This window comes from Sediminihaliea albiluteola (assembly GCF_014077625.1).
Taxonomy (GTDB): Bacteria; Pseudomonadota; Gammaproteobacteria; order Pseudomonadales; family Halieaceae; genus Sediminihaliea; species Sediminihaliea albiluteola.
In genome coordinates, this window is record NZ_JACFXU010000013.1 from 1,081,575 (window position 1) to 1,099,152 (window position 17,578).

The window sequence follows — 17,578 nt, forward strand, 5'->3', positions numbered from 1 at the left end:
GGACCGCGCCTTCAATTTACAGTTCGCGCCCTTATCAGGTGCCTGCCGCTTTTCTTTCTCATGGAATTGCTGGGTAGGTTAAATGGGAAGTGAGGACATGACTCCTGCAAAAGAGTCATAAAACTCCGCTGCCCCCGCAACGGTAATCAGCTTAGGCTGCTAGCCCGAAACCTGCCTGATAGTAGCAACGATGGAGCGGAGGGCTTCAGAAAAGGTTGCCTAGCATCACTATCTACCACCCGATGCTGCGTTCCCTAGATCCCCTCCCTCAATCGCCACCCTGTTTTGGCAATTGAGGAATATCAATGAAATACCTAGTCCCCCTTACCGCACTGGCCCTAGCGCCAGCGACCCATGCAGCCCTTGAGGCAGCGCAGTCCACTGACACAGCAAACCGCTCAGAATACAGCATGGAAGAAACTGTGGTGACCTCGTCTCGAGTACCCATGCCGCTGCGCCAAATAGGTACTTCTGTATCGGTAATAACTGAGCAAGAAATCGAAAATAAAGGTTTCAATTCTCTGTTCGAAATTCTGCGCAGCCAGGCTGGGATCGCAGTCAGTAACACCGGCGGTATGGGTAAAGCGAGCGCCCTACGAATTCGTGGTGAGGAGGGCTTCCGCACTCGTGTCTACCTAGACGGCATCGATATTTCCGATACCACTGGCACTCAATCCAGCCCTAATTTTGAGCAAATTCTCAGTGCTGGCATACAGCGTGTAGAAGTCTTACGCGGCCCTCAGGGGCTCATGTATGGCGCCGATGCAGGCGGCATCGTCAACATCTCCACCCGTCCGGCAGAGCCCGGTCTTAAGGGCCAAGTCAGTGCCCAAGGCGGACGTTTTGGCACATCTCAATTGGCCGCCGATGTCAGTGGCGGTAACGAGCAGGTCGATTTCGCGGTGTCAGCTACAGAGTATGAAACGGATGGTTTCAATACTCGCAGCACTGACACTAAGCTGCGCGATGACGATGGCTACAACAACAGGACTTTACATGGCCGCTTAGGTTTCAATGCCAGCGAAAAGTTACGTTTTGAGCTAGTGGCTCGCAGCACTGACAGCGACAGCGAATATGATGGCTGCATGACCAGCGATACTTTCGCGCCCACCGATCGCTGTACTAGCGACTACCAACAGGATGCTTGGCTAGCCTCAGTAAACTATCAAGAGGGGCAGTTTGGGCACCGAGTGTCTTACAGTGGCAACAATACAGAGCGTCAGGACTACTCCGAAAAAATCGCCAGCTTTGGCGCAGATGGCAGTCTAGAAAAATGGGCTTACCTAGGTAACTTTGTCAGTGGCGACAAGCTGCGCTTAATTTATGGTGCAGAAAAACTCACTGAGTCCATAGATGATGGCAGCTTTGATCACGAGCGAGATCAACAGGGTTACTTTGTTGAATATCAAGGTGGCTTTGCTGATCAACTATTCTTTACCGCTGGAGCTCGCTACGACGACAATGACGACTTTGGCTCTTATACCACCTACCGTCTCAGTGCTGCCTATCTCATCAACTTGGATCATGGTGAGCTGAAATTTAAGTCGGCTTATGGCACTGGTTTCCGCGCTCCTAGCCTCTATGAAATCGCCTACAACACAGGGCCCTTTGCCTATGCACCCGCAGCAGAGGTATCGCTCGATGCAGAGGAAAGCGCTGGCTTTGATCTTGGCGTAGTTTGGCTGTCAAAAAACGGACTCTACCTAGAGGCTAACTACTTCGACCAGAAAATCGAAGACGAAATCTATTACGATCTAGCGACTTACTCTGGCTACTTACAAGACGGTGACAAAAGCAAATCTCGCGGTCTTGAGTTGATTAGCGAAGTCCCTTTGACTGAATCACTCGAGCTGGCAGCAAACTATACCTATAACGATACCGAAGATGCCGAAGGTTCGACTCGCGTGCGTCGCCCGCGACACTTAGGTAACCTAAGCTTCAATTGGCGCGCCTTATCCGATGATCTAATGCTCGGCCTGCACTTGCGTGTGGCCCGGGATACTGTAGATATCAATGGTGCTAAATTAGACAACTATGAAGTCTTCGACCTCAATGCCAGCTACCAGCTACTGCCCAGCTTGCAGGTCTTCGGGCGCATTGAAAACTTGTTAGATGAGGGCTACCAAGAAGTCCCCACTTACAATACCAGCGCTAGAGCGCTCTATGCCGGCGTTCGCTATTCATTCTGAAACAAAGTGGAGCAATAACACGATGAGCAACAGCGACGAGCAAACACAACGCAAGGACGCCAAACACAAGGCGGCTATGGAGAAACAGAAATCCAAAGTGGATGCCAACATCGAAGCGGCAGATACCGAGCGCGGCGTCGCTGTTCTCATTACCGGCAACGGCAAGGGCAAATCCAGCTCGGCCTTCGGCATGGTATTGCGCGCCCTCGGCTACGGGATGAAAGTTGGCGTCGTGCAGTTTATCAAGGGTGAACAACTCTCAGGTGAAGAAATCTACCTGCGCGACAAGCTGCCAGACATTGATTTCCACCAGATGGGGACCGGCTTCACTTGGGATACACAGGACCGCAGTGGCGATATCGCTGCGGCTCTGGCCACTTGGGAAAAAGCCCGTCCGATGCTGGAAGACCCCAGCTATGATCTCGTGGTGTTAGACGAATTAACCTATATGATCGCCTTTGATTACCTGCCTGAGCAGGACATCATTGATGCGATTGCCAATCGCCCTAGAGAACAAAGTGTGGTGGTCACGGGCCGCGGTGGTGGCTCTGCCCTACAAGCGGTGATGGACACTGTTTCCGAAGTCAAAGAAGTTAAGCACGCTTTTCGCGCCGGTATCAAAGCACGGCGCGGTGTTGATTACTAACTACGATGACTAAATTGCATGATGACTTACCTTAAGCTGCCGTGAACTCCTCTGCAAAGAAAGTCATCTTGCTGCTGTGCTGTTTGTTACCGCTGAGCGCCATCATCGCGATCGGCAGCGGCGCCGTCAGCTTATCAGCAAGCGCTATCTTCAAAGGCATGCAAAGCTGGTGGCACAATGAACCCAGCCAAGCCGGCCTGATTATCATGCAGATTCGTTTGCCCAGAGTGCTTCTAGCAGGCTTGGTTGGAGCGATTTTGGCCACTAGTGGTGCCGCGATGCAGGGCTTGTTCCGCAACCCACTGGCAGATCCTTCCTTGATCGGCGTTACCGCCGGCGCCTCACTAGGCGCCAGTCTGGTTATCGTCTCTGTTGGCATGGGTCTACAGGGCTTTAGCGCTATCACCCTAGTCTCTGCTGGCGCATTTGTCGGGGGCTTATTGGCGGTCATCCTAGTCTACCGCTTGGCCTCCTCCGCTAACGGTACCTCGGTTGCCACAATGCTACTGGCAGGTATTGCTATCACAGCGCTAACGGGCGCTATCGGCAATTTGCTCGAGTTCCATGCTGACAGTGAAGTTCTGCGTCGTATTAGTCTGTGGCGTATGGGGGGCTTAGACGGTGCCGACCTAACGCGCCTAGCCTTTGCTGCCGTGATCTGCCTATTCGTGCTGGGAACGCTACCGTTATTTGCCGTACAACTGAATGCGCTCTTGCTCGGTGAATCTGAAGCGCGCTATCTGGGCATTAACGTAGAGCGTAGCAAGGCCTTGCTAGTTGTTATTGTTGCCATTGGCGTTGGCGCCTCGGTGGCCCTTGCCGGTAGCATTGCCTTTGTCGGACTGGTGGTGCCACATATTATGCGCATGATCACCGGCCCTGATCACCGCAGCTTATTGCCAGCCTCAGCCCTTGCTGGTGCGCTGTTACTGATTGTTGCTGACATGCTTGCCCGGGTGGTGATTGCACCGACTGAGTTGCCGGTGGGTATTGTAACGGCACTTATAGGTGTGCCTTTTTTCATCTCTCTTTTACGACAGCGTTCACACTACGGTATGCAATAAATGGCGCTACTATCTGTTCACAATGCAAGCGCCGCGCCCTGGGGGAAACCCCTACTGAGCGACATCAATTTTACGCTCAGTGCTGGCAGCATACTGAGCATACTAGGCCCTAATGGCGCTGGAAAATCCACGCTCTTACACAGCTTGGCAGGCGGCATTGCCCTGAGTGAAGGCCAGATTCTCTTACAAGATCGCCCTGTGTTGGAGTGGCCGAGGCTAGCTCGTGCCCGGGCAATTGCGATGCTGTCACAGCAGTCCACACTTAATTTTCCATTCCTTGTCGAAGAGGTCATCCAACTGGGCCGCCACCCACACCAATCAGGCCAGGCCGAAGATCAAAGAGTGATAGAAGAGGTCATGCAGCTCACTGACACCCTGTCTTTACGGCAACGCCTCTATACCCAGTTATCCGGCGGAGAACGACAGCGTGTGCAACTGGCTCGCGTATTAGCCCAACTCTGGCGAGCACAGGATAGTGATGTGCGACTCTTACTCTTAGATGAGCCCACTACAGGCTTGGACTTAGAGCATCAACAGCTGCTCATAAACTCCGTGCGACAACTGAGTGCTCAGGGCTGTGCCGTGGTCATGGTGGCCCACGACTTTAATCTCGCAGCGCGCCTGTCTCAGCATATTTTAGTGCTCGAAGCAGGTCATCAGAGCTATTACGGCAGGCCCGCAGAAGTATTTAGCGAGTCAATGTTCCGCGATGTATTTAAGGTAGAAGTCGTACTAGGCAAACATCCAGTACAGGGCTCGCCTATGGTGGTTCAATTATGAAGCATTTAGTTCTTGGCGGTGCTCGCAGTGGCAAAAGTCGCTATGCCGAGAGCTGCGCCGAAGCCACAGGTAAAACACTCTTTTACCTTGCTACAGCACAAGCGGGTGATCAAGAAATGAGCGAGCGTATCGCCCATCATCGCCAGTCCCGCAGCAGCCACTGGCAATTAATAGAAGAGCCGGTCGCTCTGCACGAAGCCCTCGCCACAATGAATCACAGTGAGGCCTGTATATTAATAGACTGCCTCACCCTCTGGCTCAGTAATTGCTTGCTGCTAAACAACTGGGAGACTATGCGCGAAGCATTTCTTAGCGCGCTGGACAGACAGTCAAGCGATATTATTCTAGTCAGCAATGAAGTGGGCCACGGCATGGTTCCCCTTGGCGAGCTTAATCGTCGCTTTGTCGACGAGAGCGGACGCCTACACCAAAGCCTCGCTGCACACTGTGACAAGGTCACTCTAGTGACAGCGGGACTTGCGCAAACCTTAAAGGAAGCAGCAACGCCATGAACTGGTACCACCAGGCCTGCCCAGCGCCAAGTGCTGTGCACCGACAGCTAGCGCAGCAACGACAAACAGAACTCACTAAACCACTCGGCTCACTAGGCCGCCTGGAAGAAATTGCCGTAGATTTTGCTGGATGGCAGGCCACTGCCCTGCCTGAGTTATCGCGTATTGCCGTGCGCGTATTTGCTGCCGATCACGGTATCAGTCGGCGTGGTGTCTCTGCCTACCCGCCGGAAGTCACTACCCAGATGATCGCTAACTTTGCCAATGGCGGTGCGGCAATTAATGTGCTGAGCGCCGCCCAACAAGCCGATTTTGCAGTGGTCAATATGGGCACCTTCAGCGCTGCTGTAGCCTCTCCCAAAGTCTATAACTTACAGCTCGCCGCGGGCTCCGCTGACCTCAGCAGCGCCCCGGCCCTGAGTCCTGAGTTAGTAGAAGCCTGCCTTGCGGCTGGCCAAGCACAGGTCGACGGGCTCGATTGCCAGCTATTTGTCGCCGGTGAAATGGGTATTGGCAACACCACTGCCGCCGCCGCCATTTACGCCGCTCATTTAGGTCTGCAGGGCATTGATGTCACGGGTCGTGGCACCGGCATTGATGACGCGAGCTTAGCGAAGAAAATCGCTCTGATCGATCAGGCCCTGGCATTGCATGCCGACCAGCTTGACTCCGCACTAGGCATTTTACGCTGCCTAGGTGGCTTAGAAATTGCCGCCATTTGCGGTGCTTATATCCGCTGTGGCCAGCGCGCTATACCTGTTCTCATCGACGGCTTTATTGCCAGCGCGGCAGCTTTACTCGCTGTAGATATCAACCCCAGTCTGCGCCCTTGGTTGATGGCCTCCCATCGCTCCAGTGAAGCGGCCCATGAGCTAGGCCTGCGTGCCCTGCAGTTGCAACCACTCTTGGATTTAGGTCTGCGCCTCGGTGAGGGTAGTGGCGCCATGGTGGCCACCCCGTTACTCCAATCGGCGCTGCAATTACACAGCCAAATGGCAACTTTCGCTCAGGCAGCTATCAGTGAAAATACTTAAACGCTTCATCCCCTTTCTGGCTCTTTTAACTTGCTATCACTGCAATGCCTTAGCCACTGCCATTGAAGTGAGCGACTCCACCGGGCGCAAAGTACAGCTCAAGCAAGCCGCTGAGCGTATTGTGGCGCTGTCGCCCCATAGCGTGGAAAACGTGTTCAGTGCCGGAGCGGGCGCCAAACTAGTCGGGGCTGTCTCTTACAGTGACTACCCCGAAGCTGCACGCAATGTGCCACGCGTTGGCAGCTATCAATCTTGGAGTATCGAAAGCATTATTGCCCAGCAGCCCGATCTCGTGCTGATGTGGGGCTCAGGCAATAGCTTAGAGTCTCTACCTGCTCTGGAACGTCTGGGCATCACTGTGTACATCAGTGAGTTACGCACACTGCAGGACATTCCTCGCACACTGCGCGCCATTGGCACTCTGGCTGATACAGTCGAAGCCAGCGAACGCAGTGCACAAGAATTTGAGCAGACCCTCGCCTCACTTAAATCCACTTACCGCCGGCAACATCAGCTAAAAGTGTTTTACCAAGTATGGAATAGCCCGCTACAAACCTTGAGCGGTGAGCATATGATCAGTGATGTCATTGCTTTGTGCGGAGGCCAGAACCTCTTTTTTGATGCAGCGCAACTGGCGCCCCGAGTGAGTCTGGAGTCTGTACTAGAGCGCAACCCCGATGTCATTGTAGCCAGCGGTATGGACGCCGCGCGCCCCGAATGGCTGGATGAGTGGCGTGCCTATCCAAGCATCGAGGCGGTAAAAAATGAAGCGCTATTCTTCATTCACCCAGACTTGCTGCAACGACCCACTATGCGTCTACTACAAGGCGCCCAGCAACTCTGTGAACAACTCGCTACCCTAGCTCAGTAAGCCAGTAGATTGGCTATTGGCGCTATTAGCGCAGTCGCTCTGGAGTCCAGAGCGACTGCGCAGTTAAACAACTTACTCACTTTCTCCATTCTGTTTGATGGCTGAGCTGCCCTGCTCAAAACCCTTTAAGAATTCGCCCATTTTACGTCCGGCTTCCTCTGGGCTCATCTGATCAAAATCCTCAAACTGCTTACTCATCTCAGAAAAACGGTCTGCCGCTTGGCGACTGGCATACTGACTGCCGATATTGGAGATCAAGAAAAAGACCGCCAGGATGCCAAAAACTATTTGCGCAGTTTTTCGTTTACGCTCATGCACAGAGACACTGGCTTCAATGATTAAGTAAGTACTCCAAAGAATACTGACAATGGCGCCAATGTAGGGAAAGATCGACAAGATCGCCGCAATTGGATAAAGCGCGGTAGTCGCTGACCAACAACGAAATGCGCTTTCATAATTTTGTTGTGAGCCCATTAACTTCCAGATCACAAACAATACTGCCGAAGCAATAAACCCAACAATCACGGCAGCAATCGGATAGAAAATAATACTGCCTAAACCAATAGCAAAGCTCCCTGAGAACAGCGATAGGAAGGCTGTCACTAGACCTGTGACAAGTGCCATTGCTGCAACAAAAATGACAGGGTTAGCGAAGCCACCACTGCGCGGCATAGTCTGATAAAACCCTCGCGGGTTGCTTAAAACCATTTTCGCCTGGGCAATAACTTTCTCTACATCAAAGGTTTGATCTGCCTCTGGCTGTTGTTTGTGCTCATCCATAACAATGCTCCCTGTATATCACTCTATGATCATCCTTGACTGCCGCTTTTTGCGGCCACCCAAGTGCTAGTCTATGACAAACTTAAGACCTTAGACATAGCGGCCATTACCGAGCATCAACTCTAGCACTGTGCCTAATCCCTACTATCTCTCGCGGGGACTGCAGTCTAAGACTTTGGCTGCTATCCTAGACGCCGCAATTCAAGGGCATATAACGGGAGAGTCCATTGAAGCTAATACCTTTTATTTGGCTGACAATAATACTGGTGACACAAGCGGCAGCTGCTGCCCCCTATGATATTGATTACCAAGTATCAGTAGACCCGCAGTCCGGCCTGGCACAGGTCACAGTGGCCTTGACTGGTAAGGAGCTGCCCTCTCGGCTAACTTTGCATATTGATCCGCAGCGCCACCTCAATTTTGCCAGCGAACAGCCTTTTGAAAGCGATGATGATGAGCTTGTCTGGCGTCCACAAGCGCCTACTTCAAAACTGCGTTACGACTTTGTTATCGATAACAAAAAAGGCCGCGACAGTTACGACTCCATGATCACTGCGGATTGGGCAGTACTGCGCAGCGACAAGTTGATCCCCCCTATTGCAGCGAAAGCCAAAAGCGGCCTCAAATCACGCGCCACCCTGCTATTTAAAATGCCCGACAGCTGGTCATCTGCGGCCCCCTATGAAGCCCTGCAAGAGCAGGATAATCACTATCGTATCCACGATCCGGGACGGCGCTTTCTGCGCCCCAAAGGCTGGTTGATTTTAGGGGAAATTGCTAGCCGCCAGGACATTATCGCCGGCACTAATGTACGTGTTGCCGCACCCCGTGGACAGGATATTCGCCTGCAGGATACTTTGGCTTTCATCAACTGGACCTTACCGGCCATCAAAAAACTATTTCCTCAGATCCCATCCCACCTACTGATTGTAAGTGCGCCGGATCCGATGTGGCGCGGTGGCTTATCAGCTCCCAACTCACTCTTCATGCACGGCGACCGGCCTTTAATCAGTGGCAACCGCACCAGTAGTCTGATTCACGAACTAGTGCACGTGGGCACCTCCATCCACGGCACTCAATACAGCGACTGGATAGTCGAAGGTATCGCCGAGTACTACGCTGTGCAAATATTGCGGCGCACTGGAGGTATCAGTAACTATCGATACGAGCAGGCACTCAGTGCTCTGGCCAAGTGGGGGGAAGAATCCGAAGAGCTACTGACTGGCAGCTCCTCTGGCGCCACCACTGCTCGAGCAGTTACCTTATTGCATCACTTAGACCTTGAGCTAAAACAGAAGTCTGATGGCAAAGTGGGCCTAGATAATATCGCCAAAGAATTGGCCGACAGTGGCGGCACTGTGACGGTCAAAGACTTTATAGCCATTGCCGAACGCTGGGCTGGTAGTGAATTAAAAGCGCTAGAGCCAATCAAAGTACGTATTGAAGACTAAAGGGCGAGGCTCATGCTCAGCTATGACAAGCTAAAACTGGCCCACACAATTTTTGCGCTGACTTCAATCGCAGGCTTCTGTCTGCGCGGATACTGGATACTCTGTCTGCAGCGACCAGTACAAGGACGGATTACCAAAACCCTGCCACACATTATTGATTCACTGTTACTGGCAGCTGCTTTGGGCATGTTATATCAGCTTAAGCTGTCACCCTTTGCCACTAGCTGGCTAACAGCGAAAATCATCGCCCTCTTATTCTATATAGGGCTTGGCATGCTGGCTCTGCGTTTTGGGAAAACTCGCAGACAGCGGAGCTTTGCTTACCTGCTGGCGCTATTTACCGCTGCCTATATCGTAAGTGTCGCACTAACGAAAAGTCCTTACGGCTTTATGGCTTAAGCCAAGTATTTTTCGGTGGGCGGATGGTGCTTCCCACGCCCTCGGGACGGGGCTGTGCTAGATGCGCTTTAACGATCTTGCGCAGAGACTGCTGTAAGTTATCTGGTATTGGACTAGAGCGACGCGCCTTCAAATCCATATGCACATCGACCTGCTCCGAGGCTGCCGCCCGAAAACCTTTGCTCAGATTAAACAGCTCATGAAAAAAATGCAGCCGCTTGTGGTCAATCGCTAACAACCACGAATGTACCTCAAGTTGATCGCCTTCGCTGACTTCGCGCTCATAAATCAAATGCGATTCCAGCACCGCCTTGCTGCAATGGCTCGCGTTGACGTAATCCTCGCCCAAGCCAAGTATTTCAGTGAGCTTTACATGGGCATCATAAATCACCAAACCGTAATGGGTGGCATTCATATGGCCATTAATGTCAATCCACTGCGAGGGTACCGTGACCTGCAAGGTGACAAATGGCGCCTCTAGCAGCGCATCAGTCATCATTACTGCTCCACTTTCGATAAGGGGTAATTATCAATCGCATAGGTATACACCACATCAGTACTGGAGTTCAGGGCTGTCTCAGCCGAATCCTGTATCACACTGATAATGAAACCTACTGCCACAACCTGCATAGCGACATCGATCGGAATGCCAAACAAAGAACAGGCCAATGGCACCAGTAACAAACTTCCCGAGGGCACACCACTAGCGCCACAAGCTGACAGCGCAGCAATAACACACAAGACCAAGGCAGTGACAAAGGACACTTCAATGCCCAAGGTGTTGGCCGCAGCGAGTGTCAACACGGTGATAGTGATCGCAGCACCAGCCATGTTTACTGTTGCTCCTACTGGAATAGTGACCGAGTACAACTCTTCACTGATACCCAGCTTGCGCGCCAAGTTGAGATTGACTGGGATATTGGCAGCCGAACTACGAGTAAAAAACGCAGTAATGCCAGACTCTTTGAGACAGGTAAACACCACCGGAAAGGGATTGCGTCTGGTCACCAGAAAGACAATCAAGGGGTTGACCAGCAAGGCCACGATTAACATACAGGCTACCAGTAAGCCGGCAAGGCTAGCATAGCCTGCCAGGGCTTCTAGCCCAGTGGTAGCCACAGTAACGGCCACCAAGCCGAAAATGCCCAGCGGGGCCAAGCGAATCACATAGATGACGATATCGCTGACTCCATTTGCTAAGGTTTGCAGATGCTCTTTAAACACGGCACTAGCTCGGCGAAAACTAATGCCCAATAGAATTGCCCATGATAAGCAGCCGAGAAAGTTTCCGCTCAGAATGGCATTGATAGGGTTGTCGATCAGTTTAAATAATACATCGGCCAAGACCGCTGTAACCGCCACTGGCGGGCTACCTTCAGCGACATCAGTCAGTGCAATGCTCTGTGGAAAGACTTGACTCATCAACAGCGCCACCACTGCGGCACTAACGGTACCTAATAGATACAAGGCCAAGGTCAGCAGTGATTTTTTTCCATCACTACCACTCTCGTGTCGGTTGGCAATAGCAGACATGACCAAAAGCATCACCAATAATGGCGCAACAGCCTTTAGCATCTCGACAAAAAGACGTCCCAATAAGCCCAGCGGCTCCGCCACATTCGGCAGCAACAGGCCCAGTAGGGCTCCGAGCACTACGCCAATCAGTATCTGCGGCACCAAGCCCAGCTTGAATGAATTCATTGAGCACTTCCCCAGCGATAATCTATTCGACAGCTATTGTATTTTATTGCTGCCGTGATGTATTGCACGGAGAGGATTTAACAGCCTAAGTCAGGCCTTCTGGCATTGAGCGACGAATCACTTCGGGAATCGGAGGCAAGCTGCCATCTGCCGCTTCTAACTCGTCGGCCAGTGCCTGCAGAGCTGGGCCAATCGTTGGTTTGACACCTTCAGGTCGCAGCACTTCACCGCATTCGCTGCAGCCCATAATCGGGATGGTTTTTTTACCACAGCCTTGGTGCAAATATTCTAAGGGGGCGCCTTGATCATCAGCCATCCATTCATCCCCCCAGCTGGCCAAGCTCATCAACACTGGGTAAAGCCCGAGACCTTTGCGAGTCAGCCGATACTCATAGCGTACGGGGCGGTCTTGGTAGGGCACTTTCACCAGCACTCCCTGCTCAACCAACTTAGATAAGCGCTCCGAAAGACGGTGTCGAGTAATGCCCAAGTTGCCCTGAAACTGATCAAAACGGCGGGTACCTAGAAAGGCATCGCGCAGAATCAACAGCGTCCAGCGCTCACCCACCACTGACAGGGCCCGCGCTACTGAGCAAACTTGTTTGTCGATATCTGTCCAGCGCATGTTATCTCCTGACTCATGGTATTCAGCACACAATTATTACCGCTATTGGGCTAAAATCTATCACAACCTAGAATTTTCTCTATTGAGGTAATTGTATGACGCTTGGTATTGGCGGTGCGACCACCGCAGAGGCATTAGCACGTTTATCAGATATGAGCGCTGGCGTCTCTGCCATTGAGGACGCTGAATTCAGAGCGCGTCTGCGCAAGGCTCAAGCTTTGATGCAAGATCAGGGCTTAGCAGCCATCTACGTCAATGCCGGTACCAACCTCTATTACTTCAGCGGCACGCCCTTTGGCGCCAGCGAGCGCATGGTGGGAGCCATAATTCCGGCCCAGGGCGAGTTACACTATATCGCACCTGCCTTCGAATTGGGCACTTTAGAGAGCTTTATCAAAATACCCGGCGAAGTGCACTGCTGGGAGGAGCATGAGAGCCCCTATCGTTTATGTAGCGATATCTTGCAAGATTTGGGCATTAGCTCCGGCAATGTCGGTATTGATGAAGCGACCCCATTTTTTATCTTTGATGGCCTGCGCCAAGCAGCGCCAAAGATTGAATTTGTCAGCGCCACAAAGGTCACTGCCGGTTGTCGGATGCACAAATCCACAGCCGAGTTAGCACTGATGCAACGCGCTAAAGACATGACTCTAGCGGTGCATCAGGCAGCAGCCAGTATTCTCTACGAGGGCATTTCAACCACCGAAGTGAGCGAGTTTATCGACCGCGCCCACCGAGCGGTTGGTGCAGCCCAAGGTTCCTATTTCTGTATCGTGCTATTTGGCCCCGACACGGCCTTCCCCCACGGGGTTGCTCAGCCTAAAACCCTGGAAAAAGGCGACATGGTTCTGATCGATACCGGCTGCGAGCTGCAGCGCTATATTTCAGATATTACTCGCAGCTATGTCTTTGGCCAGCCCACTGCTCGGCAACGGGAAATCTGGAATATCGAGCAGGCGGCTCAACTGGCTGCTTTTGAAGCAGCACAAATTGGCAGACCTTGTGGTGCTGTAGACGATGCCGCAAGAGAAGTCCTGGTAGCCCACGGTCTGGGCCCAGATTATCAACTGCCGGGAACTCCGCACCGCACCGGCCACGGCATTGGCCTTGATATCCATGAGTGGCCCTACCTTGTGCGTGGCACAAGCACAGCACTAGCACCTGGCATGACCTTCTCTAACGAGCCAATGATTTGTGTACCGGGGGAGTTTGGCGTGCGGCTGGAAGATCATTTTTATATGAGTGAAGAGGGCCCTCACTGGTTTACTCTACCCTCCCCTTCCATCGATGACCCCTTTGGCCTCGGCAGCTAAGGGGGCTCCGCCGCCCAAGACAAACTAGGCCACAAGCTATATGGCTGTAGAAGCAGCCCTCGCTCCGCGCAGACCTAGAGCAGAGCGCCTCAGTGACGCGCGAGTGAGCTCCCTCTGCCCAGCTCTATTGTTGGCGGGAATGTCCATCATCAACTAGCCTAAATGGATAGTCTGGGATTTTCCCAGAATGCGGAGCTCACCATGAAACGACTCAGCCTTAGCACCCTCCTAGTCTGTGCGACTTTTGTCACAGTGCCTGCGATCGCAGATCAGTCTGCGGATCGAGAAAAACTCATCGCCCTCGACAAGTCTTGGGGTGCAAAAATGGATACTGCCACACTGGAACAGTTACTCGATCCGCGACTCATTGCCATCAGCCCCGATGGTGTTGTCAACCGCGCCCAACAAATCGCCAGTGAAACAGGCCCCAACGCAGCCGATGGTCCCTACGAACCCAGTGACTACCACGTCACATTTATCAATGACGAGCTGGCAATCATGGTGCACAGCACTCAGGGAGCGGATCCCCATTACAGCATGCACCTCTGGGAACACGAAGGTGATAAGTGGCGAGTTGTGGCCTCGGCCTCAACACCTGTCAGTCGCTAAAAAAATGGGGAGCTGGCACAGGCCAACTCCCCACTAATTGTTCAAGCTGGGGCGCAAGGCAGTGCCCAGCGCCGTTTACGATCAGCCAAATTGATTCATTGTGTTGTCTTTACCACCGGCCTTCAATGCCGCTTCACCAGCAAAGTATTCTTTGTGGTCATCGCCAATATTGGAGCCAGCCATATCTTGGTGCTTAACACAGGCGATGCCTTGACGAATCTCTTTGCGCTGCACACCGGTCACATAAGCGAGCATACCTTCCTCGCCGAAGTAACCTTTAGCAAGGTTGTCGGTGGACAAGGCTGCCGTGTGATAGGTCGGCAGTGTAATCAAGTGGTGGAAGATACCCGCTTCACGTGCAGCATCAGCCTGGAAAGACTGAATCCACTGGTCTGCCTCAATGGCCAAGTCGGTAGTATCGTAGTCAACGCTCATTAGCTGATCGCGCTCATATGCGGAAACATCCTTACCTGCTTCGCTCCAAGCATCGAAGACCTGTTGGCGAAAATTCAGGGTCCAGTTGAATGAGGGCGAGTTGTTATAGACCAGTTTTGCATTGGGTACTTGTTTGCGAATCGCATCCACCATGCCACCAATTTGACCCACGTGTGGCTTCTCGGTTTCGATCCACAAAAGATCTGCGCCATTTTGCAGGCTGGTCACACAATCCAGCACGCAGCGCTCTTCGCCAGTGCCCGCTTTAAAGCGATATAAGCCATTGGGCAAGCGTACCGGACGCACAAGCTTGCCATCTTGCTTGATCACCACATCGCCTTCTCGCACATCTTCAGCGCTTGCAACCGTTTCAGTTTCTAAGAAGGCATTGTATTTGTGAGCCAAGTCACCAGTGCTGCGAGACACGGGTATCTTCTGGGTCAGACCGGCACCCAAAGAGTCAGTACGCGCCACAATCACACCGTTATCTACACCCAACTCCAAAAAGGCATAGCGCACTGCATTGATTTTAGCTAGGAAGTCTTCGTGGGGTACGGTGACTTTGCCATCTTGGTGGCCACACTGCTTAGCATCTGATACCTGGTTCTCAATCTGAATGGCACAGGCGCCGGCTTCAATCATGCGCTTGGCTAACAAGTAGGTTGCCTCTTCGTTGCCAAAACCAGCGTCAATATCAGCAATAATAGGCACGACGTGTGTTTCGAAGTTATCAATGGCCTCTAGTGCCGCCTTTTCCTTCGCTTGGTCACCACTTTCACGAGCGGCATCTAGTTCACGATACAAATCATTTAGCTCTCTAGCATCTGCCTGACGCAGAAAAGTGTAGAGCTCCTCAATCAAGTCCGGCACGCTTGTTTTTTCGTGCATGGACTGGTCGGGCAGTGGCCCAAACTCACTGCGCAAAGCCGCGATCATCCAGCCCGAGAGGTAGAGATAGCGCTTACTAGTGGTACCGTGGTGCTTCTTGATCGCAATCATTTTCTGCTGGCCAATAAAGCCATGCCAGCAACCTAGAGATTGAGTGTACTGACTGGAGTCGGCGTCGTACTCAGCCATATCCTTGCGCATAATATCAGCGGTATAGCGAGCAATATCCAAACCCGTGCGAAAACGGTTTTGGAGTTTCATACGCGTAGCGTACTCAGGGTTAATGTGATCCCAGGAACCACCCTGCGCTTTGCGCAGTGCAGCAAATGTTTCAATAGTATTTTGGTAATTGGTCATGACGAGTACCTCGATGCCTGCAAGTGCTATGAGTAGGCCGCTGGAGCGCCCCAATGAATGAAGTACAAGTATCTTAGTTAGGGCTTTGGCATAAATAAAATAAATGATAAGTATTTTTGCCATTCACTAGATGAATGAGATATTTATATTTCTCCGCCAGCAAGATGTCTTGATAAGTCCAAAAAAAGCGCCTTGCCATGCAGGGGGCATAGTTCAAGCACTCCTTTTAGGGAACAAAAAAGCAGCCGATAATGCGGGATGAATAATTATCCTAGTAACTGCTAGCGGCTGAGGATAGAAAAATAGTTGAGCTATTCCACCGAGCGCAAAAATCACCTAGTCTCTATATTAATAATGATAATTGAACCGGAGGTGACGAATGGAACAGTTGAGCGGCCAGGACGCTATGTTCATCCACGCTGAGATTAAAGGGCTCCCACAACACATTGGCGGCGTGACAATCTATAACCCGGCTACTGCTGAAAATGGCATTGTCCGTTTCAAACAAATCCTAGCAATGCTCAGATCCCGGGTGCACCTTTCACCTATTTTTCGCCGCAAATTGGCCCCGGTTCCACTGGGTCTTGGCCAACCCTACTGGACTGAGGACCCCAACTTCGACCTGGAATACCATGTCCGCCATATCGCCCTGCCGCAACCCGGCGACTGGCGACAACTTTGTATCCAAGCGGCTCGAATCCACGCTATTCCCCTGGCCCGAGACAAGCCACTATGGGAGATGTACATCATCGAAGGCTTGGACAATGTCGAGGGCATCCCACCTGGCTGCTTCGCCTTGCTGTTAAAAGTTCACCACTCAGCTATGGATGGACCTACCGGCGCCCACTTTATGAGCCTGATGCACGATATGACCCCCGTGGTAGAAGAGCCGCCCGAAGCGCCGCCCTGGATCATCGAGCAGCCCTCAACACTGGCCATGCTAACGCGGGCCTACCTAGACGCCTTGCGCACGCCTGGCCGCGCGGTCCGCATGCTACGCGATGCAGTGCCTACCTACCGACGCCTGCGACGCGGCTATGCCGAGAAAAAATTTGAGAAAACCGGAGACATACCCCGCACCCGTTTCCAAGGCAAAGTGTCTCCTCACCGAGTAGTCGATGCCCGCACCTTCGATTTTGCTACTGTCCGCGAGCTGAAAAATGCTGTAGCTGGCGCCACTATCAACGATGCAATGCTAGCTATTGTCTCTGGCGCCATGCGGCTCTACCTCGAACAAAAGAACGAGTTACCCAGTCAAAGCCTTGTCACCGGTTGCCCTATTGATGTGCGCTCGCCAGAGGAACGTGCCACTGGCGGTAACATGGTTGGCTTTATGTCTGTATCGCTGTGCTCTGACATCAAAGACCCTGCAAAGCGCTTGGCGGCAATTCAGCGTAAATCCACTGAGGCCAAGGCCTATGCCGAAGCTCTCGGGCCGCGGATAGCGGTCGATATTACCGACCTGCTGCCCGGCGGGGTACTCGCGGTAGCTGTGCGCACCGCCGCTATCACCGGTCTGAGTGAATCCAACGTCATGGCCAATACAGTCGTCACTAACGTGCCTGGAGCACCCTACTCTCAGTATTTGTGTGGTGCCGAGTTGATCAAGAGTTTCAGCCTCGGTCCCCTGTTACCCAATATCGGCCTATTTCACATCGTGTATTCGAGTGTGCAGAAAAAACAAGGCGCGATCACGCTGTCATTTACGGCCTGCCGAGAAATGCTGCCAGACCCCGAGGTCTACGCCCAGTGCCTGCAAGACTCTTTCGACGAGATGTGCCAGAGCCTACTAACTAAAGGACAAGGGCAGTCTACCGGCAAAGGCAAAGCAAGCACCGCTAAGAAAAAAGCAGCTGCCAAAAAGCCCGCCGCCAAGGCTCGCAGTAAAGGCCCAGCCAAAGCAAGCGCTAGGACGAGTACATAA

At 52.5% G+C, this 17,578-nt stretch carries 17 protein-coding genes and 1 riboswitch; of the genes, 12 read left to right on the top strand and 5 right to left on the bottom strand.

What is annotated here, in order from left to right:
* Window positions 1-19 precede the first annotated feature (19 nt).
* Window positions 20-193, top strand: a riboswitch (cobalamin riboswitch).
* A 112-nt stretch (window positions 194-305) separates the two neighbouring features.
* From H2508_RS05880 to H2508_RS05910, 7 genes are read left to right on the top strand one after another with little or no spacing between them, the layout of a single operon-like run.
* Window positions 306-2,189 carry a TonB-dependent receptor plug domain-containing protein gene (locus H2508_RS05880; protein WP_182170040.1) on the top strand — a complete coding sequence of 628 codons (1,884 nt, stop codon included), beginning with the start codon at window positions 306-308 and terminating at the stop codon, window positions 2,187-2,189.
* A gap of 22 nt (window positions 2,190-2,211) precedes the next feature.
* Window positions 2,212-2,835, top strand: coding sequence for a cob(I)yrinic acid a,c-diamide adenosyltransferase (gene cobO / locus H2508_RS05885; RefSeq protein WP_182170043.1), 624 nt, complete (start codon window positions 2,212-2,214; stop codon window positions 2,833-2,835).
* Window positions 2,836-2,876: 41 nt separating this feature from the next.
* Window positions 2,877-3,899 (top strand): FecCD family ABC transporter permease, encoded by a 1,023-nt coding sequence (locus H2508_RS05890; RefSeq protein ID WP_182170046.1) that lies wholly within the window; start codon window positions 2,877-2,879, stop codon window positions 3,897-3,899.
* Entirely contained in the window at window positions 3,900-4,679 is a 780-nt protein-coding gene (locus H2508_RS05895; RefSeq protein WP_182170049.1) for a heme ABC transporter ATP-binding protein, read from the top strand.
* The gene (gene cobU / locus H2508_RS05900) at window positions 4,676-5,191 is read left to right on the top strand and encodes a bifunctional adenosylcobinamide kinase/adenosylcobinamide-phosphate guanylyltransferase (protein ID WP_182170052.1); all 516 of its coding nucleotides are present in this window, start codon (window positions 4,676-4,678) and stop codon (window positions 5,189-5,191) included. The genes H2508_RS05895 and cobU overlap by 4 nt, the downstream gene beginning before the upstream one ends.
* Window positions 5,188-6,225 (top strand): nicotinate-nucleotide--dimethylbenzimidazole phosphoribosyltransferase, encoded by a 1,038-nt coding sequence (cobT, locus tag H2508_RS05905; protein ID WP_182170055.1) that lies wholly within the window; start codon window positions 5,188-5,190, stop codon window positions 6,223-6,225. The genes cobU and cobT overlap by 4 nt, the downstream gene beginning before the upstream one ends.
* Complete coding sequence (locus tag H2508_RS05910) at window positions 6,212-7,096, top strand: cobalamin-binding protein (protein WP_328799324.1); 885 nt, start codon at window positions 6,212-6,214, stop codon at window positions 7,094-7,096. The genes cobT and H2508_RS05910 overlap by 14 nt, the downstream gene beginning before the upstream one ends.
* Before the next feature lie 72 nt (window positions 7,097-7,168).
* Here H2508_RS05910 and H2508_RS05915 read toward each other — a convergent pair whose 3' ends face one another.
* Window positions 7,169-7,876, bottom strand: a complete 708-nt coding sequence (locus tag H2508_RS05915; protein WP_182170058.1) for a YIP1 family protein — start codon at window positions 7,874-7,876, stop codon at window positions 7,169-7,171.
* Window positions 7,877-8,103: 227 nt separating this feature from the next.
* On the opposite strand from H2508_RS05915, the gene H2508_RS05920 reads away from it, so the two are divergent.
* Entirely contained in the window at window positions 8,104-9,327 is a 1,224-nt protein-coding gene (locus H2508_RS05920; protein ID WP_182170061.1) for a hypothetical protein, read from the top strand.
* 12 nt (window positions 9,328-9,339) lie between these two features.
* Window positions 9,340-9,726 carry a SirB2 family protein gene (locus H2508_RS05925; RefSeq protein WP_182170064.1) on the top strand — a complete coding sequence of 129 codons (387 nt, stop codon included), beginning with the start codon at window positions 9,340-9,342 and terminating at the stop codon, window positions 9,724-9,726.
* Here H2508_RS05925 and H2508_RS05930 read toward each other — a convergent pair.
* The 3 genes from H2508_RS05930 to H2508_RS05940 all read right to left on the bottom strand — a co-directional run bounded on the left by H2508_RS05930 (window position 9,716) and on the right by H2508_RS05940 (window position 12,052).
* Complete coding sequence (locus tag H2508_RS05930; RefSeq protein WP_182170067.1) at window positions 9,716-10,225, bottom strand: thioesterase family protein; 510 nt, start codon at window positions 10,223-10,225, stop codon at window positions 9,716-9,718. The genes H2508_RS05925 and H2508_RS05930 overlap by 11 nt on opposite strands.
* Window positions 10,225-11,427 (bottom strand): serine/threonine transporter SstT, encoded by a 1,203-nt coding sequence (gene sstT, locus H2508_RS05935; RefSeq protein ID WP_182170070.1) that lies wholly within the window; start codon window positions 11,425-11,427, stop codon window positions 10,225-10,227. The genes H2508_RS05930 and sstT overlap by 1 nt, the downstream gene beginning before the upstream one ends.
* 85 nt (window positions 11,428-11,512) lie before the next feature.
* Window positions 11,513-12,052, bottom strand: coding sequence for a winged helix-turn-helix transcriptional regulator (locus tag H2508_RS05940; RefSeq protein WP_182170073.1), 540 nt, complete (start codon window positions 12,050-12,052; stop codon window positions 11,513-11,515).
* A 95-nt stretch (window positions 12,053-12,147) separates the two neighbouring features.
* Here H2508_RS05940 and H2508_RS05945 point away from each other — a divergent pair, with 95 nt between their 5' ends.
* Complete coding sequence (locus H2508_RS05945) at window positions 12,148-13,365, top strand: M24 family metallopeptidase (RefSeq protein WP_182170076.1); 1,218 nt, start codon at window positions 12,148-12,150, stop codon at window positions 13,363-13,365.
* A gap of 201 nt (window positions 13,366-13,566) precedes the next feature.
* Complete coding sequence (locus H2508_RS05950; protein WP_182170079.1) at window positions 13,567-13,974, top strand: nuclear transport factor 2 family protein; 408 nt, start codon at window positions 13,567-13,569, stop codon at window positions 13,972-13,974.
* A gap of 81 nt (window positions 13,975-14,055) precedes the next feature.
* On the opposite strand, the gene H2508_RS05955 is transcribed toward H2508_RS05950, so the two are convergent.
* Window positions 14,056-15,654: an isocitrate lyase gene (locus H2508_RS05955; RefSeq protein ID WP_182170082.1), complete on the bottom strand. Its 1,599-nt coding sequence runs from the start codon at window positions 15,652-15,654 to the stop codon at window positions 14,056-14,058.
* A 379-nt stretch (window positions 15,655-16,033) separates the two neighbouring features.
* On the opposite strand from H2508_RS05955, the gene H2508_RS05960 reads away from it, so the two are divergent.
* Window positions 16,034-17,578 (top strand): WS/DGAT/MGAT family O-acyltransferase, encoded by a 1,545-nt coding sequence (locus tag H2508_RS05960; RefSeq protein ID WP_182170085.1) that lies wholly within the window; start codon window positions 16,034-16,036, stop codon window positions 17,576-17,578.